The organism is Pseudomonas multiresinivorans (assembly GCF_012971725.1).
GTDB classification, from domain to species: domain Bacteria; phylum Pseudomonadota; class Gammaproteobacteria; order Pseudomonadales; family Pseudomonadaceae; genus Pseudomonas; species Pseudomonas multiresinivorans.
Window position 1 is genome coordinate 1824636 of the sequence record NZ_CP048833.1, and the last position, 17165, is coordinate 1841800.

18 protein-coding genes and 1 riboswitch are annotated in these 17165 nt (G+C 65.9%); of the genes, 9 read left to right on the forward strand and 9 right to left on the reverse strand.

The window, feature by feature from the left end:
* Nucleotides 1–430 precede the first annotated feature (430 nt).
* Nucleotides 431–1018 (forward strand): YajG family lipoprotein, encoded by a 588-nt coding sequence (locus G4G71_RS08360; protein ID WP_054908637.1) that lies wholly within the window; start codon nucleotides 431–433, stop codon nucleotides 1016–1018.
* Nucleotides 1019–1081: 63 nt separating this feature from the next.
* Here the strand turns inward: G4G71_RS08360 and G4G71_RS08365 are convergent, their stop codons facing one another.
* On the reverse strand, nucleotides 1082–1288 hold the full coding sequence (locus tag G4G71_RS08365; protein ID WP_054908638.1) for a hypothetical protein: 207 nt from the start codon (nucleotides 1286–1288) through the stop codon (nucleotides 1082–1084).
* A 263-nt stretch (nucleotides 1289–1551) separates the two neighbouring features.
* Here G4G71_RS08365 and G4G71_RS08370 point away from each other — a divergent pair, with 263 nt between their 5' ends.
* Nucleotides 1552–1836, forward strand: coding sequence for a hypothetical protein (locus tag G4G71_RS08370; RefSeq protein ID WP_169936753.1), 285 nt, complete (start codon nucleotides 1552–1554; stop codon nucleotides 1834–1836).
* Nucleotides 1837–1872: 36 nt separating this feature from the next.
* On the opposite strand, the gene G4G71_RS08375 is transcribed toward G4G71_RS08370, so the two are convergent.
* Entirely contained in the window at nucleotides 1873–3033 is a 1161-nt protein-coding gene (locus G4G71_RS08375) for a 1-acyl-sn-glycerol-3-phosphate acyltransferase (protein WP_169936755.1), read from the reverse strand.
* Nucleotides 3034–3173: 140 nt separating this feature from the next.
* On the opposite strand from G4G71_RS08375, the gene G4G71_RS08380 reads away from it, so the two are divergent.
* From G4G71_RS08380 to G4G71_RS08390, 3 genes are read left to right on the forward strand one after another with little or no spacing between them, the layout of a single operon-like run.
* Nucleotides 3174–3356: a CPXCG motif-containing cysteine-rich protein gene (locus tag G4G71_RS08380; protein WP_017519730.1), complete on the forward strand. Its 183-nt coding sequence runs from the start codon at nucleotides 3174–3176 to the stop codon at nucleotides 3354–3356.
* Nucleotides 3356–3622, forward strand: coding sequence for a putative signal transducing protein (locus tag G4G71_RS08385; protein WP_169936757.1), 267 nt, complete (start codon nucleotides 3356–3358; stop codon nucleotides 3620–3622). The genes G4G71_RS08380 and G4G71_RS08385 overlap by 1 nt, the downstream gene beginning before the upstream one ends.
* Before the next feature lie 19 nt (nucleotides 3623–3641).
* Nucleotides 3642–4253 (forward strand): SOS response-associated peptidase, encoded by a 612-nt coding sequence (locus G4G71_RS08390; RefSeq protein WP_169936759.1) that lies wholly within the window; start codon nucleotides 3642–3644, stop codon nucleotides 4251–4253.
* A 134-nt stretch (nucleotides 4254–4387) separates the two neighbouring features.
* Here the strand turns inward: G4G71_RS08390 and G4G71_RS08395 are convergent, their stop codons facing one another.
* Nucleotides 4388–6520: a methyl-accepting chemotaxis protein gene (locus G4G71_RS08395; protein WP_169936761.1), complete on the reverse strand. Its 2133-nt coding sequence runs from the start codon at nucleotides 6518–6520 to the stop codon at nucleotides 4388–4390.
* Nucleotides 6521–6949: 429 nt separating this feature from the next.
* On the opposite strand from G4G71_RS08395, the gene G4G71_RS08400 reads away from it, so the two are divergent.
* Both G4G71_RS08400 and G4G71_RS08405 read left to right on the forward strand, forming a co-directional pair.
* Nucleotides 6950–7768, forward strand: coding sequence for a M48 family metallopeptidase (locus G4G71_RS08400; RefSeq protein WP_169936763.1), 819 nt, complete (start codon nucleotides 6950–6952; stop codon nucleotides 7766–7768).
* 78 nt (nucleotides 7769–7846) lie between these two features.
* Nucleotides 7847–8830, forward strand: coding sequence for an NAD-dependent epimerase/dehydratase family protein (locus G4G71_RS08405; RefSeq protein WP_054908644.1), 984 nt, complete (start codon nucleotides 7847–7849; stop codon nucleotides 8828–8830).
* 147 nt (nucleotides 8831–8977) lie between these two features.
* On the opposite strand, the gene G4G71_RS08410 is transcribed toward G4G71_RS08405, so the two are convergent.
* The 6 genes from G4G71_RS08410 to G4G71_RS08435 all read right to left on the reverse strand — a co-directional run bounded on the left by G4G71_RS08410 (nucleotide 8978) and on the right by G4G71_RS08435 (nucleotide 14718).
* Nucleotides 8978–9421: a ketosteroid isomerase-related protein gene (locus tag G4G71_RS08410; RefSeq protein ID WP_054908645.1), complete on the reverse strand. Its 444-nt coding sequence runs from the start codon at nucleotides 9419–9421 to the stop codon at nucleotides 8978–8980.
* A 100-nt stretch (nucleotides 9422–9521) separates the two neighbouring features.
* Nucleotides 9522–10103 (reverse strand): TMEM165/GDT1 family protein, encoded by a 582-nt coding sequence (locus tag G4G71_RS08415; protein WP_024762660.1) that lies wholly within the window; start codon nucleotides 10101–10103, stop codon nucleotides 9522–9524.
* Nucleotides 10104–10108: 5 nt separating this feature from the next.
* A riboswitch (yybP-ykoY riboswitch) is annotated at nucleotides 10109–10315 on the reverse strand.
* Nucleotides 10316–10359: 44 nt separating this feature from the next.
* Nucleotides 10360–11817 carry an amino acid permease gene (locus G4G71_RS08420; RefSeq protein WP_169942560.1) on the reverse strand — a complete coding sequence of 486 codons (1458 nt, stop codon included), beginning with the start codon at nucleotides 11815–11817 and terminating at the stop codon, nucleotides 10360–10362.
* A gap of 120 nt (nucleotides 11818–11937) precedes the next feature.
* Nucleotides 11938–12939 carry a class I SAM-dependent methyltransferase gene (locus tag G4G71_RS08425; RefSeq protein WP_169936765.1) on the reverse strand — a complete coding sequence of 334 codons (1002 nt, stop codon included), beginning with the start codon at nucleotides 12937–12939 and terminating at the stop codon, nucleotides 11938–11940.
* A gap of 52 nt (nucleotides 12940–12991) precedes the next feature.
* Nucleotides 12992–13756 carry a DUF1835 domain-containing protein gene (locus G4G71_RS08430; protein WP_169936767.1) on the reverse strand — a complete coding sequence of 255 codons (765 nt, stop codon included), beginning with the start codon at nucleotides 13754–13756 and terminating at the stop codon, nucleotides 12992–12994.
* Nucleotides 13753–14718, reverse strand: coding sequence for a 2-hydroxyacid dehydrogenase (locus tag G4G71_RS08435; RefSeq protein ID WP_169936768.1), 966 nt, complete (start codon nucleotides 14716–14718; stop codon nucleotides 13753–13755). Before G4G71_RS08435 ends, G4G71_RS08430 begins: the two co-directional genes overlap by 4 nt.
* A 219-nt stretch (nucleotides 14719–14937) precedes the next feature.
* On the opposite strand from G4G71_RS08435, the gene G4G71_RS08440 reads away from it, so the two are divergent.
* Both G4G71_RS08440 and G4G71_RS08445 read left to right on the forward strand, forming a co-directional pair.
* Nucleotides 14938–16404: a DUF1266 domain-containing protein gene (locus G4G71_RS08440; RefSeq protein WP_169936769.1), complete on the forward strand. Its 1467-nt coding sequence runs from the start codon at nucleotides 14938–14940 to the stop codon at nucleotides 16402–16404.
* Nucleotides 16405–16490: 86 nt separating this feature from the next.
* A complete protein-coding gene (locus G4G71_RS08445; RefSeq protein WP_169936770.1) occupies nucleotides 16491–17120 on the forward strand; it encodes a LysE family translocator in 630 nt (209 codons plus the stop codon).
* Nucleotides 17121–17165 lie beyond the last annotated feature (45 nt).

Sequence of the window (17165 nt, forward strand, 5' to 3'; positions counted from 1 at the left end):
GGCCGGTCCGGTCTCCGTGCGGAGGGGGCGGCTGCATCCTTGCCAAGTTCTGCGCAACGAACGTACAAAGCGCGACGGCCAGTGACCGAGGCGAGTGGCGACTCTCTTTGAGGGGTGGCAGAGGCTAGACACGGTGTGTCGGCATCGTGCGGGGCCCGACCAGGAGGCGTCCTTATAATCGGGGGGCGATTATAACGGCGAAACACAAAAAAAAGCTCTGCACCTTAGACTTTTTTCCTAGTGTGCTCCCCTTGATTTGCCATTTGTGCCCCGTCCCGGTGCGTCTTGCCTGCAGGTGGGTCAAGGCGGCCTAACGACGCGTGGCGAGGGAACCCTGAGAACGGGTTCCGCGTCCAATGGCCAAGCGCTATCTGACTGCGCTGCCCGCCGGTATACTGCCGGCCATCGCTTACCCCATGGAGAGATGAGCATGCTGCCTCGCCTGTTGCTCGGCTTTATCGCTGCCGCCAGCCTGACCTTGACCGGCTGCGCCCTCAGCCCGCAACAACTCAACCCGACGCCCGAGTTCAAGGGGCCGGTCGCCGCCGTTGGCCAGGGCCAGCCGGTAGTGGTGAAAGTCGTCGACGGTCGCCCGAGCACCGCGCTGGGCACCCGTGGTGGCCTGTATTCGGAAACCAGCCAGCTCACCGTGCGCAGCGAGGACGTGATTCCAAAGCTGCAGCTGCAGGCTGAGACCGCCGTGCGCCTGCTGGGCTTCACCCCGTCGGCCAACGCCTATAACGCCCCGCAACTGACCCTGACCCTGGCCGAATTGAAGTACCAGTCGCCCAAGGAAGGCATGTACGTGACCGAGGCGGACATCGGCGCCACCTTCCGCGCTGACGTGCAGAGCGGCACCCGTCGCTACAGTGGCCGTTATGGCGCTTCGACCAACCAGCGTTTCGGCATGGCGCCCAACGAGGCGACCAACACCAAGCTGGTGAGCGAAGTGCTCAGCGACGCGCTGACCCGCGTGTTCAAGGACCCGACCATCGGCCAGACGCTGAACCAGCGCTGATCGAGGCGGCAATGAAAAAGCCCGGCAGATGCCGGGCTTTTTCGTGGGCGGCCGATCGGCGGATCAGGCGGCCTGGCGGTACGGGTCGACCTCGACCAGGCGCATGCGCTCGTCGGCTTCCGGCAGGTCCAGGTGCTCGTGGCCACAGGCCTGGGTGTAGACCAGCCAATGGTCATCCTGGACGTTGAACGAGAGTTCGGTGACGACAGCTTCGATTTCTTCCAGGTGTTCGATCAGATAGGCGTTTTCGTGGGGGACGATTTCGAGCATGGCGAATCTCCTTGGCGAAAGACTTCGAGTGGCAGAATTCGGTAAAGCCAGCAACGTGCCAATGCGCGGGAGAGGTCTTAGACCATTTCTCGATAATTCTTACGCTCGTCGTAAATAAGCGTTGCGCGCTGGCTGCGAAGCATGGCCAGCGGATAAAATGCGCGACGATTGTTTCTCATCCATGACGGGCCATGCCCGTTCGTCCAGACTGACCCCGCTTTGCTTCGAAGTCGTTGGCGTGCAGTTCTGAAGCGGAGGTTGTGATGTCGCTGCAGGCGCTCTGGAGTCTCTTCCAGGCCCATCCCGGTCGTATCGTGAACGACCTGGCCCTGTTCTTCGCCCTGGCCGGAGGCTGGCTGCTGCTGGCGACCCGTCGCCGTGAACGCCTCGCCCTGGCGCGCCTGGCTGCCGAAAGCGAAGTCGCACCGGTCCCCCTGGACAGCGTCGAGCCGACCGCGCGGATGAATCGCTTCTTCTACCGTTTCGGCTTTGCCTGCATGACGCTGGCGCTTGCCGTGAGCTGGTACAGCACGCAGCTCGGCCAGTAACGAGCGAAAGCAAAAGGCGCCCGAGGGCGCCTTTTTTCATGCCTGCGGCTTGAGCCGGTATTGGTTCAACACCGGGTTGGCGTACTGCAGGATCAGGTGGCCGCGCTGCTCCACGGGGCATTCGCCCAGGCGACGCTCCCATTCGGTGCGCGCACGCTGCAGTTCCTCGGCCTTGAACAGAGTCTCGGCGCGGGGCACGTTCAGCGCGGCATCGCGCAGCTCGGAGGCCTCGTAGGCGAGGTAATGCACCGGGAACAGCCGGTAGTTGCCGAGGATCTGCCGGTCCAGCTCGGCGGCGAGCTGCTTGGCGTCAGCGAAGTCGCCGGTGATCTCCTCGCCGAAGTTGATGTGCACCCGGCCCTTGTAGCCGGTGATGCCCTGCACGATGCTGCGGTCGTCCTCGCCCGGCGCCTTCCTGTACTCGCCGGTGGTGGCGCGGGTGTACAGCTCGCGGGCCTTGGCGGCGTCGCAGGGGTCGTATTCGTAGCTGATGGACACCGGGATCAGGTGCAGCTCGCGGATCACCTCGGCGAACGGCTCGTCCTTGCGGCTCATGTGGAACATCTTGAGGATCGCCGAATCGGTGCGGTCGTCACCGTCCTTGGCGCGGCCTTCGGCCTGGGCGATCCAGATCGACTGGACGTCCTGGCAGATCGAGTGATTGATGTAGGCCGAGAGGTTCTGGTACGCCGCCAGCTTCTCGCGCCGGCCGCTGATGGAGCGGTGCACGATGAAGCTCTTGTTCAGGCGCATCAGGTCGCTGACGAAGGGCTTCTGCAGCAGGTTGTCGCCAATGGCGATGCGCGGCGTCGGCAGCTTCGCGTGGAAGATCGCGTAGTTGCAGAAGGCCGGGTCCATCACGATGTCGCGGTGGTTGGCTATGAACAGGTACGCGCGGCCGGATTTCAGGCGCTCGACGCCCGAATAGGTGACGCCGTCGGTGGCGTGCTCGATGGTCCGGTCGACGTAGGGCTCGAACTTGTCCTGCAGCGCGACGACGCTGCGGATGCCGGTGACTTCGCGGGCCAGCCGATGGGCTATAAGAGGTCTGAGCAGCCAGCCGAACGGACCGGACAGACGCGGGAAACGGTAACGCGCCAGCGCGCCGAGGAAGGCGTCATCGCTCAGCAGGCGCTGCAGGACAGCCGGGACTTCGGCGTCGTTGTACGGTCGGATGGCTTCGAACTCGCCCATCATGCTCTCTAATGAATGCTCGGGGGTATCACGGGTCGGGCCGCGATGTAGACGGTCCGGAAGGGTATGCCGCCGACTCACCGGTCAGGCGGGCGCCCAAAAAGACCGCGCGATTATAAACGGAAGTCACGGGGGAACCAGCGATGCTCGAAAGTCAGGCCTATTCCTGCCCTTATTGCGGCGAGCCGGCCGAGGCTGTGCTCGACCTTTCCGGAGGCGACCAGAGCTACTATGAAGATTGCCCGGTGTGTTGCCGGCCGATCCTGTTCCAGCTCCACACCGATGGGGTGGAATGGTCCCTGGAAGTCCAGCGCGAGGACGATTGATGCAGCGAATCTACGCACCTGCCGACCTGATCGAAGCCGAACTGCTGGGTGGCATGCTGGCCAACGAGGGCATTTCGTCGCACCTGGGCGGGCGTCACCTGGTCGGCGGCATCGGCGAGTTGCCGGGCATGGGGCTGCTGCACCTCTGGGTCGAGGATGAGATGGCCGAGCGGGCGCGGGAGCTGATCGCCGCGTACAATGCCGCGCAACCCTTGCCGGGGCCCGCTGACGATCACGAAGGCGGCCCGGGCGTCCTGCTTTGCTGAATCCCTTCAACGAGTCCCGATGACCAGCCGCTACGCCTTGTTCCGCTGGAACCGCGAGCTGGCCGACAGCGCCGGCTTCCCTGCCGACCTGCAGCCGCAGTGGAGCCTCGCGCCCGGCGCGCGCGTGCTGATGCTGCGCGAGGAGAACGGCACACGCCATGCCGACCTCGCGCGCTGGGGCCTGACGCCTGCCTGGTTGAAGGACCTGTCACGCACTCCCGCCCATGCCCGTGTCGAAACCATCGCCGAACAGCCGATGTTCCGCGATGCCTTTGCCCAGCGCCGCTGCCTGCTGCCGGCCAACGGCTTCTACGAGTGGCGCGGCGTGCGCAAGCGGCCGCACTGGGTTTCCGGTGGCGGCCTGATCTGCTTCGCGGGGGTGTGGGAGGCGTATCCGGTGGAGGGCCACACCTATTACAGCGTGGCGATGCTGACCCAGGAGGCGGGCGGCATGCGTCGCCCTCTGGTTCTGGATGTCGCCGAGCAGGCGCAGTGGCTGTCGAGCGACACTGAAACGGCGCGCTTGAATGAGTTGCTGCTGTTGCCCCAGGCGCGGTTGCGCGAGCAGGCGCTGGCGCATTTCATCAACGACCCCGCCTGCAATGGGCCGGAGTGTCTGACGCCCGCTTGAGAGCATTCCCGTAGGAGCGGATTCATCCGCGATGTTTCCGCGCGAGCTGGGGGCCATCGCGGACAGAGTCCGCTCCTACGAAACCCATGTCGCCATGGGTGGCCGTCTGACGCCGTGGCGTCAGACGGCATGCCTCACACCTTGAACTGATTCACCAGCCGCCGCTGCTGCTCGGCCAGCTTGGTCAGCTCGGCGCTGGCCTGGGAGGCCTCGTCGGCGCCGCCGGCCACCTGGTTGGCGACCATGCCGATGTTGCTGACGTTGCGGTTGATGTCCTCGGCCACCGCGCTCTGCTCCTCGGCGGCGCTGGCGATCTGGGTGTTCATGTCGTTGATCACCGACACCGCCTGGGTGATCGACTCCAGCGCCTGGGCCGCTTCGCCGGCATGGCGCACGCTGTCTTCGGTCTTGTCCTGGCTCTGCTGCATCACCTGCACCACTTCGCGGGTGCCGTTCTGCAGTTGCTGGATCATCGACTGGATTTCCTCGGTGGCCTGCTGGGTCTTCTGCGCCAGGTTACGCACTTCGTCGGCGACCACGGCGAAGCCGCGGCCCTGTTCGCCGGCGCGGGCCGCCTCGATGGCGGCGTTGAGCGCCAGCAGGTTGGTCTGCTCGGCGATGCCGCGGATGGCCACCAGGATCGCGTTGATATTCTCGCTGTCGCGGGCCAGCGACTGCACCACACCGACGGCGCGGCCGATCTCGCTGGCTAGCGCCTGGATCGCCGTGGAGCTGCTCTCGACGATGCGCTTGCCGTGGTGCGCGGCCTGGTCGGCATGGTTGGCCGCTTCTGCCGCGTGGGTGGCGTTGCGCGCCACGTCCTGGGCGGTGGCGGTCATCTCGTGGACGGCGGTGGCCACCAGTTCGATTTCCGCCAGTTGCTTCTGCACGCCCTGGTTGGTGCGGATGGCGATGTCGGCCGTGTGCTCGGAGGAATCGCTGACGTGCTGCACCGAGGTCACCACCTGGCCGATCATGCCCTGCAGCTTGACCAGGAAGGTGTTGAAGCCTTTGGCGATGGAACCCAGTTCGTCGGCGCGGTCGCTGGTCAGGCGACGGGTCAGGTCGCCTTCGCCCTGGGCGATGTCGTCGAGCATGCCGACCAGCTGGCGCAGCGGGCGGGCGATGCCGTGGCCGACCAGCCAGATCACGGCCAGGCCGATGGCAGCGATCAGCAGGCCGACCAGGGTCATGCCCAGGGTGTCGCTGTCGCGCTGGGATTTCAGATCGTTCTGCAGCTTGTTCAGATCGCCCAGCACGGCTTCCTGCGGCAATTGCAGCATCAGCGTCCAGCGCGCGCCGGAGTCGGCGATGGTGAAGGGCAGGAACAGTTCGATATGGCCGTGCTCCTTGTCCAGTGAGGTCAGCGGCTGATCGAGTGTGAGCTTGGCCAGGTTGGCCACCTCATTGGCGTCGAGCACGCTGCTGGCGGATTCGCCGAGCTTGGCTGGGTCCTTGGTGTACGCGACCAGGCGACCGTTGGTGGAAATCAGTGCCATCTCGCCGGCGCCGTCGTAGAGCTGGCTGTCGGCGGTCTTGAGCAGGTCCTGGATGAAGTCCAGCGACAGGTCGACGCCGACGGTGCCCTTGAACTGGCCCTTGACCATGATCGGCGCGTTGAAGGAGGACATCAGCACCATCTTGCCGCCCATTTCGTAGGGCGCCGGGTCGATGATGCACGGCTGGTGCTTCTCTTTCGGGCACAGGTAGTACTCGCCTTCACGCACGCCGGTGGGCTGCATCTTCTGGCTTTCCAGGGTGTCGCCCATGGCCTCGACGGTGAGGCCGCCGTCCTTGCGGTACCACCAGGGCATGAAGCGGCCGCTGGCGTCATAGCCGGGTAGCCCCGAGTACTGGCTGTCGTTGCCGGCGAAGGCGTTGGGTTCCCAGCCGGCGAAGGCGTCGAGCAGCTTGGGGTTCTGCGCCACGGTCTGGCGCAGCAGGTTGGACATGCCGGCGCGACCGATGCCCAGCAGCGGCTGGCCATTGGCGTCGGTTTCGTCGAGCAGGGCGTTGGTATTGGCCAGGTCGCGGGCGACCGTCAGGGGGTACTCCAGCTCGCGCTGGATCTGGGCGACCTGGCCGCGCGCCATGGCCACCAGGCGTTCGTTGATCACCTGTTCGAGCAGCGCCTGGGTGCGCTCCTGCACCAGCGCCTGGGTCCGAGAGCCGGCGAACAATGCGTACAGCACCAGCGCCGCGACCACTGCCAGAACGCTGGCACCGGCCAGCGCCACCACGGAAAACTGGATCGACTTGAATTTCATACGGGTACCCGGAATGCGCCAGAAGCCTGCGTGTCTATCTGTATCGGCAGGACCGGGGAAATTCCTTAGGCGGCCGTTGTAATGGGTTGTAACGCGGCTGTTCACCGCCTGTCGCAGGATTGTCGGCGCTGGCCGGGAGGTCTAGCATGTGATGTCAAAATGAAATTACTCGGCTGCGCCGAGCGCCTTGAACCTGTGCTTGAACGGGGGACGAGGGCGCCGGCGACGGTTGTTCCGTGGTGGAGGCGCGCCGGTGCGATGGCCTCTGCTGCCTATGCCACGACAGATGGCCCCCGGCATCTTCCGATCAGCCGGTCCGGTTTCGTAAGTCACTGCTGCGCCGGCTGTTTCCTGGCAGTTGCCGGGCACCGGGGGTGGGCCTACCATGCGCGCTGTCCGTGGGAGATTGCATTGTTTCGGGAGAGCAACATGCCCAGAGTTTTCCGTATCGCCGGCCTGGCCGCCGCGCTGATGCTTACTGCCTGCCAGCAGGTGAACACCACCAGCGGCGGCGTCGTTGGCGTCGAGCGTAAACAGACCATGTTCAGCATGCTGTCCAGCGCGCAGGTCGACCAGATGTATGCGCAGTCCTACCAGCAGACCCTCAGCGAGGCTTCCAAGGCCGGCAAGCTGGATGCCAGCAGCAGCGACGCCAAGCGCGTGAAGGCCATCGCCGACCGGCTGATCCCGCAGACCGGCGCATTCCGCCAGGATGCGCCGTCGTGGAAGTGGGAAGTCAACGTGATCCAGAGCGACGAGCTCAATGCCAACTGCGGTCCCGGCGGCAAGATCATCGTCTACACCGGGCTGATCGATAAGCTGAAGCTGACCGACGACGAACTCGCCGCGGTGATGGGCCACGAAATCGCCCACGCCCTGCGCGAGCACGGCCGCGAGGCCATGTCCCGCGCCTATGCCGAACAGGTCGGCCTCGGCCTGGGCGGCCAGTTGCTGGGCCTGGGCCAGACCAGCGTGGACCTCGCCCACCAGGTCGTCGAATACAGCATGACGCTGCCCAACAGTCGGCAGAATGAGAACGAGGCCGACCTGATTGGCCTGGAATTGGCAGCGCGGGCCGGTTATAACCCCAACGCCGCTATCACCTTGTGGCAGAAGATGGGGCAAGCCGGGGGCGACGCACCGCCGGAAATCCTCAGCACCCACCCGGCGGATAGCACGCGGATGGCCAACCTGCAGGCCGCCATCCCGAAGGTCATGCCGCTCTACGAGCAGGCCAAGACCCATTAAGCAGTGGTTCGTGATTCTCTCGAACGGCCAGGAGCGGCGTAAGGTTGCGCCGCTTTATCCAGTGAACAGGGAGCACCCGTGAAAATCGCTGTACTCGGAGCCACCGGGCTCCTGGGCCACCACGCCGCCCGCGCGATCAAGGCGGCCGGCCACCAGCTGGTGCTGATCCACCGACCCTCGTCGCAGATCCAGCGCCTGGCCTACCTGGAGCCTGAGTGCCGGGTAGCCGAACTCTTCGATCACCAGGGCATGGCCCGCGCGCTGAGCGGCCTCGATGCGGTGATTTTCAGCGCCGGCTACTACCCGGTGCGGCCGCGCCGCTGGCAGGAGGAAGTCGCCAGCGCACTGGACCTGACCAACCATTTCTATGCGGCCTGCCTGCAGGCCAAGGTGCCGCGCATCCTCTACGTCGGCTCGGCGTTCGCCATGCCTTCGCATCCGCAAGGGTTGCCGGGGCACGAAGGGCTGTTCTACGAAGGGCTGCCCACCGGCAAGAGTGCCTACGTGATGTGCAAGTGGGCGCTGGACGAACAGGCCCGAGAACAGGCTCGCGGCGGGCTGCCGGTGGTGATCGGGATTCCCGGCATGGTGCTGGGCGAGCTGGACATCGGCCCGACCACCGGGCGCCTGATCACCGCCATCGGCCGCGATGAGATGCTGCATTACGTGCCGGGGCGGCGAAATGTCATCGATGCCTCCGAGGCCGGGCGCGGTCTGCTCAAGGCTCTGGAGCGTGGCCGGGTAGGGGAGCGTTACCTGCTCACCGGGCACAACATCGAGATGGCCGAGCTGACCGCGACCATCGCCAGGTTGCTGGGCAAGCCGGCGCCAACGCCGATGCCGCTGCACCGCGCCCGCGCGCTGGCGACCCTGGGGCGCTGGCGCTATCGCCTGACCGGCAAGATGCCGTTGCTTGACGACACCGCCATCGAGGTGATGGCCGGCGGGCAGTTCCTCGACGGCCGCAAGGCGCGGGAGGAGCTGGGCTTCGAGTCGCATGTGCCGTTGCAGGATACGCTGGAGCGGGCCATTTCCTGGTTCCACGCCAACGATTACCTCTGAGCTCGAGGCTAGGGTCACTGTAGGAGCGAGCTTGCTCGCGAACCGCATAACACCGAGTGACTCCTGTTCGCGAGCAAGCTCGCTCCTACAAGAGCAGCACCGGGAACGAATAAAGAAAAGCCCGGCGGATGCCGGGCTTTTTCTTTGTCAGGGCAGCGCCTTCTCCGCGAACGGTCGATTGGGCAGCCCCATCTGTGCGCGGAAGCTTTCCATGTCGAACAGCGTGCACAACTCCTGCACCTGGTCCTGGCTGTTGAACACCCAGAAGCCCATGGCCGAGATGCTGACGATGCGGTCGCTGGCCGGGTAACCCAGCACAGGCCTGACGATGCAGCCCATCAACGTGCTCCAGGTGAAGACCTTGTTGCCCTCGCGGATGCACTCCTCGACGGCCACTTCCAGGTCATCCATGCCGCCACGGATTTCCTCCACCAGGGCCCGGTAACCGGCGTTGTCCAGCGGCTGGGCAGTGAAGGCGCTCTTGTAGATGAAGTCCGGGCTGTGCAGTTGTTCCACCAGCGCCAGGTGCCCCTTGTTCCAGGCCAGGTCGATGTGATGGCGGGCGACTTTCTTCAGGTCTTTTTCCGGCATGGCGACATCCTTTGTCGTAGGAGGCGGAAACGCCACTGTGTATCGCAGGCGATACACAGGCATTGGCCGGCGCGCCAGCCTCCCTTCGAAAAGCTGTCGGTCAGAACACGCCGCCCAGTTTCAGCGCGTGGTACACGGCGGCCAGGCCGAGGACGGCGAAGGCTGCGGCAGCCAGGCGGCGGATCAGGTTCAGCGGCAGGCGCTCGGCGGCGAAGTTGCCGGCCAGGACCACCGGTACGTTGGCGATCAGCATGCCCAGGGTGGTACCGATCACTACCAGCCAGAAGTGCGGGTACTGCGCGGCCAGCATCACCGTGGCGACCTGGGTCTTGTCGCCCATCTCGGCGAGGAAGAAGGCGATCAGGGTGGTGAGGAAGGGGCCGAATTTCTTCAGCGAACCTTCTTCGTCGTCATCCAGCTTGTCCGGGATCAGAGTCCAGCCGGCGACGGCCAGGAAGGACACGGCCAGTACCCAGCTCAGCGTGGCTTCGGAGAAGAAGCTGGCGACCCAGCTGCCGACGGCGCCGGCGGCGAAGTGGTTGGCCAGGGTGGCGGCGATGATCCCGGCGATGATCGGCCAGGGCTTGCGGAAACGCGCGGCGAGGACGAGCGCGAGCAGTTGCGTCTTGTCGCCGATTTCCGCGAGGGCAACGATCAGGGTGGGGACGAAGAGGGATTCCATCAGGCGTTCCTAAAGGGGGCGGGTCGACTAATCACCATGACACGCGCCACCTGCCCGCCCCGGGTCAGGTTGCTCGTGTCATAGGTCTTGTCAAACCCGGGCCTGAACGCTGCAGGCCTGGATCGTACGCGCCATGGTCTGCGGACCAAGTGTGTTGACGCGTACCGGGCGAGCAGGGCGCTCGCGGGAGACTACTCCCCTAGGACGGGGCGCATTCTGCCCAAGTCCTCGGACTTGGGCAAGCCTGCGCGTCGGATCATTCGCGGGTGGGGCGAATGTCCATGTCTTCGTAGCGGATGAAGCGGGTCTTGTTCTTGAAGCGGTAGCCCAGCCAGATGGCGAGGAACAGCGGGATGGTGATGTAGGTAGCGACCAGGCCGGCCCAGTCCACGTGGTCGCCGACAAAGGCCTGGTAGTTCTGCCCCAGGGTGATGACCAGGCAGAGGACGAAGGCGAACAGCGGGCCGAAGGGGAACCACTTGGCGCGGTAGGGCAGGTCGTCGAGGTTGCCGCCCTGCAGCACGAAGCCCTTGCGGAAGCGGTAGTGCGACACGGCGATGCCCAGCCAGACGATGAAGCCGCACATGCCCGAGGCGTTCAGCAGCCAGGTGTAGACGGTCTTGTCGCCGATGAAACTGGTGAGGAAGCACAGCGCGCCGATCAGCGTGGTGGCGTACAGCGCGTAGCGCGGCACACCGCTCTCGGACACCTGGGTGAACAGGCGCGGCGCCTTGCCCTGGGTGGCCATGGTGTAGAGCATCCGGGTGGAAGCGTACATGCCCGAGTTGCCCGCGGAGAGGATTGCCGAGAGGATCACCGCGTTCATCACGCCGGCCGCGGCGGCGAGGCCCGCGCGCTCGAACAGCAGGGTGAAGGGCGAGGTGCTGATGTCGCTGCTGTCAGTCTTGAGCAGGTTCGGATCGGTGTAGGGAATCAGCATGCCGATGACGAAGATCGACAGGATGTAGAACATCAGGATTCGCCAGAACACCTGACGGATGGCGATGGGAATGGACTTCTGCGGGTTCTCAGACTCGCCCGCGGCCACGCCGATCAGCTCGGTGCCCTGGAACGAGAAGCCGGCGATCATCGCCACCCCGATCATCGCCTGTAGGCCGCCGACGAAAGGCGCATCGCCGGTGGTGAAGTTGCTGAAACCGGGGCTGTCGATGCCGTGCATGATGCCGATGATGCTGGCCAGGCCGATGCCGATGAAGATCACCACGGCGACGACCTTGATCAGCGCGAACCAGAACTCGCTCTCGCCAAAGCCTTTCACCGAGAAGAAGTTGAGCATGAACATGATGCCGAGGAAGCCGGCACTCCAGTACATGCCGGAGACTTCCGGGAACCAGAACTTCATCACCAGTTGCGCCGCCACCAGCTCCGCAGCGATGGTCACCGCCCAGTTGTACCAATAGTTCCAGCCCATGGCGAAACCGAAGCCATCGTCGATGAACCGACTGCCATAAGTGCAGAACGAGCCGGAATCGGGAATGTAGGCCGCCAGTTCGCCCAGGCTGGTCATGAGGAAGAACACCATCAGCCCGATCAGTGCGTAGGCCAGCAACGCTCCGCCGGGGCCGGCGGTGGCGATGGTGCTGCCGGAGGCGACGAACAACCCGGTGCCGATGGAGCCGCCGATGGCGATCATGTTCAGGTGGCGTGGCTTGAGGGAGCGCTTGAGGTGATGCGGCTTCTCCTTCGGCCCCATGGCGAATGTCAGTTCGACGTCATCTTTGATTCTGCGATTCACGGGTGTCCTCGATAGTTCAGGGCGAGCGGCGATGCGCCGATCCGGGCAGGCTCGGTGGAGTGTAGTGCGAGCCTGGGATCAGCGCCGGGCGCTGTAGAGTCGGAAGCCGTCGGCCTCGGCCAGGGTGCGGCAATGGCCCAGGTGCTGTTCGATCAGCGGCGGGTATTTCAGGAAGCTGTTGGCCACCAGGCGCAGCTCGCCGCCGGGCGCCAGGTGGCGGGCGGACTGGCGCAACAGGTGTTCGGTGGCGGCGTAGCTGGTGTGCACGCCCTGGTGGAAGGGCGGGTTGCTGACGATGGCGGCCAGCTCGCTCGGTGCGGCGTCGATGCCGTCGCCGGCGATCACTTCGCCTTCCAGCCCGTTGGCGGCCAGGGTCAGGCGGCTGCTTTCGACGGCAAAGGCGTCGACGTCCAGCAGGGTCAGCCGGCTTTGTGGATATCGTCGCTTGAGCGTCGCGCCGAGCACGCCGGCGCCACAGCCGAAGTCCAGCAGGTGACCGACCGGCAGCTTGTCCAGGTGCTCCAGCAGCAGCGCGCTGCCGCGATCCAGGCGGCCATGGCTGAACACGCCCGGCAGGGTGATGACTTGCAGCGGGCCGTCGGCCAGGGGCAGTTCATAGCGTTGTGCGAGGGCATGCAGGTCGGGCGCTGTTGGGGCGCCGTCGATGTGCGTGTGCCAAAGCTGGCAGTGGCGAGCGCTGTCGAGCTTGCTGGCGCGGCCGAATTCACCGAGCTGCTTGCTGGCGCGTTCGACACCGGCGCGCTTCTCGCCGACCAGGTACAGCTCGCCGTCCGGCACGCAACTGGCCAGCGCGGCCAGCAGGTAATCGGTCAGTTCTCGGGACTTGGGCAGGAACAGCACAGCGGCGTCGAACTGACCCTCGGGCGGAGTGGCGCCGAAGTGGCAGCGGCCGGCGTAGCGGGCTTCGAGCTGCCGGGCCTCGCCGGCGTGCCAACTCCAGCCTTGCGCCTGGGGCAGGTCGCCGAGCAGGGCGTCGGCGGGCAGGCCGGCGAGCAGGACGCGGCCCTGGAAGCGCTCGATCTGGCGCAGCAGCACTTCACTGGTGGGGGCGTTGGACATGCGGCCTCCTCGAAAAAAGGGCGCGAGTTTAGCAGGGCTGCCGCGGCCGAGCCTAGGCGAGCCGCACCTCGGCGTTCTTCCAGAAGTCCTCGCCACGCAGTTCCAGGGCGCCGGCCGCGACTTGTGCGCGCAGGCGCCAGGCGGCCAACAGGTCGCTGACGAACAGGCCGTCGACGTAAGCCATGGTCGGCCCGATCAGCGATTGCACCGGGCGCCAGGATTCGCTGGCGCTATCCAGCAGGATGCGGTCGATGTGTGCGTAACCGGTGCCGCTCAACTGGCCATCGAGCCACAGGCGCAACTCGGCGTTCTCGAGCAGCGCACGCTGCCAGTCCGCGCCCAGGCGCTGGCGCTTGGTGGCTTCCAGTTCATGACTGCCGGCCAGGGCGTTGGCCAGTTCCTCGGGTTTGAGCATGGCGATGGCGTGGCGGTCCTCGCTGCGGCACTGGCCGCTGCCGGCGCCAACGCTGCGCAGGGAGACGTGCGCGGGTAGCAGCGCGCAGACTCGCCGCAGCAGCAGTTGCTCGCTGGCGCTGTCGCCGTGCCAGAGGGTGACGGCGGGTACGTCGGGGCTGCGCAGCCAGTTCACTTCGGTGGCCAGTTCGATGGCGATTTCCCTGTCCTGCAGGGCCTCGCCGCCCAGCTCGTGCCAGAACGCAGCGCGTTGCTGGCAGGGTGGGGTGTCGACGTCACTCAGCGGGCCGACGGCCAGGTCGTCCGGCATCACGCGGATTTTCTTCTCGGTCAGCACGCCTGCTTCGACCGCGCGGCGCAGGGCATCGGCGGCACCGTCGCCGCAAACCAGGTGCAGGCTCATGGCGCCACCACCCGGCGCGGTTCGCCGGCGAAGAAACTGGCGGCGTTCTCGCTCAACTGGCCGACGATGCGCTGCCGGGCCTCGCGGCTGCCCCAGGCGCTGTGTGGGGTGAGGATGAAGCGCGGGATATCGCCGGCCAGCAGCGGGTTGCCGTCCTTCGGCGGTTCCACGCTGAGTACGTCGAATGCGGCGCCGCCCAGGTGGCCGCGACGCAGGGTGTCGGCCAGCGCCTGCTCGTCGACCAGCCCGCCGCGGGCGGTGTTGATCAGGAAGGCGCTGGGTTTCATCAGGTCCAGTTCGCGCTGGCCGATCAGGTTGCGCGTGGCTTCGGTCAGCGGGCAGTGCAGCGTCAGGGCATCTACTTGCGGCAGCAACTCCTCCAGCGCCAGGCGATCGGCGCGCGGCGGGCGGCCGGGCAGGGCGCCGAGCAGCACGCGCATGCCAAAGGCTTCGGCGAGCTTCGCCACCGCGCCACCCAGTTCGCCGTGGCCGAGCAGGCCGAGGGTCTTGCCCTCCAGTTCGACGATGGGGAAGTCCAGCAGGCAGAACTGTGGCGACTTCTGCCAGCGGCCTTCGCGGATCGCCGCCTGGTAATCCGGCAGCCGGGTGGCCAGGGCGAGCAACAGCATCAGGGTGTGCTGGGCCACCGACGGGGTACCGTAGCCCTGGCAATTGCTCACGGTCACGCCGTGCTGGCGTGCGGCTTCGAGGTCGACGTTGTTGGTGCCGGTGGCGGCCACCAGGATCAGCTTGAGATCAGGGCATTGCGCGAACACTTCGGCGCCGATGCGCACCTTGTTGCTGATCGCCACCTGCGCGCCCTGCAGCCGCTCGGCCACCTGCTGCGTGTCGCTGCGCCCGTGCAGGACCAGTTCGCCGAAGGGCGCGCGCAGCGGCGCGAGGTCGAGGTCACCGAGGTCTAGGGAGGCATGGTCGAGGAAGACGGCGCGAGCAGGATTCATGAGCGATGACACCTTGATCGGAAGGGCGGGATGAAGGGGATTCTCGGCACAACCGCCGCCGCGGACAACCCTGGCTTCCCGCGAGCGCACGGCTGGGCTGCCTTGCACTGATGGTAGATGTTTGATTGAAAAGTCTGACAGGCGTTTCAGTTTTCCCTCATCCGCCGAGCGCCAATGGCTTCGTAGATTGCACTCATCGAAATCTTGAGGTGAGCCGCGATGATGGGATGGATTCTTTCCAGCCTCACAGCTATTCGGGCGCTCGGCGCACGCGTCGGGCTGCGCGGTGGTGCGCATTCTCCCGGGCCACGGGCGCGGCGACGCCGCCCGAGCCCCTCGGCCGGTCCTGAGGCCCTGCTGTGCTTCGGCGCACTGATGGCTGCCTGTAATGGGGCGGTTGGTCACTCGCTGGTTCGCGAGCGCCCTGAGGTCGCCGCCGGTCTGGCCAGGGAGCTGGGCGAATGCTGGGGCATCGGCGATGCCGGTTCGGCTCGCAGCACCTTGCAGGACATGTTGCTCGAAGCCCACGGCCAGCTACTGGACGGTGACTTTCAGCGCCTGCAGCGCAACGAATCCAGTGCCTTCGACGGTGAGCAGCGGCTGCGCTGGCAGCGGGCGAAGCAGGCCTGGGTCAAGGCCGGCCTGGCGTTGCCGTGCCATTTGTCGATGGCCGCCCATGACTACGAATGCATCGCCTGGCTGGCACGTCGCTGCCGCGCCTGTGGATACCTCACCGAAGCCGAAGCCTGGTTGACCCTGGCCTGGGTGGCCGACGCGGCGATCCGAACCTTCGCCGACTGGCAGGCCTACGCCGCCTCCTTCGTGCTGGGACGGGCAACCCTGCTGCGCGACGGGCAACAAACTTCGCTGGCGATCCGTGCGTTCAAGGAACTCATGGGGGGCAAGCGCGAAGGCACTGCGCTGGCTGGCCTGTGGCAGGCGCATCCGCTGGCGGGCATACAGGTGGCCGAGGTGGTCCTGCACTCGGAACACTCGGTCAAAAGGCTCGGCCTTCCTGCGCAGCGGGCACTGCTGGCCTTCGGGGCGATGATTGCCACCAGCGGCGGCGCGCGTGCCGATGCCCTGGCAATTGCGGACCATGAACGGGAACTGAACCGGGCCTGGCTCGCCGAACGTTGGAGCGCCACCGACCAGAATGGGGTTCTCCAGCGTATGGAGTGGCTGATGGGCCATGGCAGTCGACTGAAGCTGGACCCCTTGCTTGGGCAACTCGGCACCGTGGGCGGTAAGCGGCAATCTGGTGGAGTGGCCTGTGGGACGCGCTTCGAGCAGGCGCGGCGGGCATTGCTCAAGGCCGGGCACGATCCGGAGATGATCGAGGAGTGTCAGACCCTGCTGGCCTACGATCTGGAGCGTGCAGCCTTCGGTGCGCGGCTGGCTTTCAGCGCCGGGTTGCTGGATGAAGAGACGCTCTGGAATGCCCTGCGCCACATGGCTCGTCAGGCCCGTGCGGCGTTCGATTGCTGGGAGCAATACCTGATCTCGATGGTGCTCGGCCATGCCCTGGCCAACGAGGATTGGGAGGCCGGCAAGCGCCTTATCCGCAGTGGTATGGAGTTGCTCGACGGGATAAGCCCCTTCGCCGACTACCTTTCGCCCTGGCAGGCCTGCCCGCTGCGTCAGCTGCCGCTGCTGCACGGTCTTGGCCACGCTGGCGCGCACTAGCTTCCGGGCCGCCTGCCAGCGGCTTGTCGGTTGCCGGTCGATTCGTATAGAAGATGAGGTTTTCTCGGCGGTTGTTCGGAGGCGCGATGTACTGGGCGGAATTTCTCACGGTGGCGTTCATTCACCTGCTGGCGGTGGCCAGCCCCGGCCCGGATTTCGCCGTGGTGGTGCGCGAGAGCGTGACCCACGGCCGCCGCGCCGGCACCTGGGCGGCCCTGGGCGTGGGCAGCGCGATCTTCCTGCACGTGACCTACTCGTTGCTGGGCATCGGCCTGATCGTCTCGCAGTCGATCGTGCTGTTCAATGCACTGAAATGGCTGGCGGCGGCGTACCTGCTGTACATCGGCATCAAGGCGCTGCGGGCACGCCCGGCCGACCCGGCGGCGACTGAAGCCATTGCTGCGCCGGTCGCACGGACGGCACGAGGTGCCTATGTTGCCGGCTTCGTCACCAACGGCCTGAATCCCAAGGCCACGCTGTTCTTCCTGTCGCTGTTCACGGTGGTGATCAACCCGCACACGCCGTTGCTGGTCCAGGCTGGATACGGCGTGTACCTGGCCTTTGCGACTGCCACCTGGTTCTGTCTGGTTGCGCTGTTGTTCAGCCAGCAGCGTGTGCGCGCCGGCTTCGCGCGCATGGGCCATTGGTTCGACCGGATGATGGGCGTGGTGCTGGTGGGGCTGGGGATCAAGCTGGCGTTCACCGAGCTGCGCTGAACGCGGCTTTTCGTAGGAGCGAGCTTGCTCGCGAACCAAGTCCAC

Excerpts from the sequence above, each read along its gene's own strand:
- G4G71_RS08400 (WP_169936763.1), top strand. The coding sequence starts at position 6,950 with ATGCCCAGAGTTTTCCGTATCGCCGGCCTGGCCGCCGCGCTGATGCTT.
- G4G71_RS08445 (WP_169936770.1), top strand. The coding sequence starts at position 16,491 with ATGTACTGGGCGGAATTTCTCACGGTGGCGTTCATTCACCTGCTGGCG.
- G4G71_RS08380 (WP_017519730.1), top strand. The coding sequence starts at position 3,174 with ATGCTCGAAAGTCAGGCCTATTCCTGCCCTTATTGCGGCGAGCCGGCC.
- G4G71_RS08385 (WP_169936757.1), top strand. The coding sequence starts at position 3,356 with ATGCAGCGAATCTACGCACCTGCCGACCTGATCGAAGCCGAACTGCTG.
- G4G71_RS08360 (WP_054908637.1), top strand. The coding sequence starts at position 431 with ATGCTGCCTCGCCTGTTGCTCGGCTTTATCGCTGCCGCCAGCCTGACC.
- G4G71_RS08375 (WP_169936755.1), bottom strand. The coding sequence starts at position 3,033 with ATGATGGGCGAGTTCGAAGCCATCCGACCGTACAACGACGCCGAAGTC.
- G4G71_RS08425 (WP_169936765.1), bottom strand. The coding sequence starts at position 12,939 with ATGTCCAACGCCCCCACCAGTGAAGTGCTGCTGCGCCAGATCGAGCGC.
- G4G71_RS08390 (WP_169936759.1), top strand. The coding sequence starts at position 3,642 with ATGACCAGCCGCTACGCCTTGTTCCGCTGGAACCGCGAGCTGGCCGAC.
- G4G71_RS08395 (WP_169936761.1), bottom strand. The coding sequence starts at position 6,520 with ATGAAATTCAAGTCGATCCAGTTTTCCGTGGTGGCGCTGGCCGGTGCC.
- G4G71_RS08420 (WP_169942560.1), bottom strand. The coding sequence starts at position 11,817 with ATGGGGCCGAAGGAGAAGCCGCATCACCTCAAGCGCTCCCTCAAGCCA.
- G4G71_RS08370 (WP_169936753.1), top strand. The coding sequence starts at position 1,552 with ATGTCGCTGCAGGCGCTCTGGAGTCTCTTCCAGGCCCATCCCGGTCGT.
- G4G71_RS08415 (WP_024762660.1), bottom strand. The coding sequence starts at position 10,103 with ATGGAATCCCTCTTCGTCCCCACCCTGATCGTTGCCCTCGCGGAAATC.
- G4G71_RS08430 (WP_169936767.1), bottom strand. The coding sequence starts at position 13,756 with ATGAGCCTGCACCTGGTTTGCGGCGACGGTGCCGCCGATGCCCTGCGC.
- G4G71_RS08365 (WP_054908638.1), bottom strand. The coding sequence starts at position 1,288 with ATGCTCGAAATCGTCCCCCACGAAAACGCCTATCTGATCGAACACCTG.
- G4G71_RS08410 (WP_054908645.1), bottom strand. The coding sequence starts at position 9,421 with ATGCCGGAAAAAGACCTGAAGAAAGTCGCCCGCCATCACATCGACCTG.
- G4G71_RS08440 (WP_169936769.1), top strand. The coding sequence starts at position 14,938 with ATGATGGGATGGATTCTTTCCAGCCTCACAGCTATTCGGGCGCTCGGC.
- G4G71_RS08435 (WP_169936768.1), bottom strand. The coding sequence starts at position 14,718 with ATGAATCCTGCTCGCGCCGTCTTCCTCGACCATGCCTCCCTAGACCTC.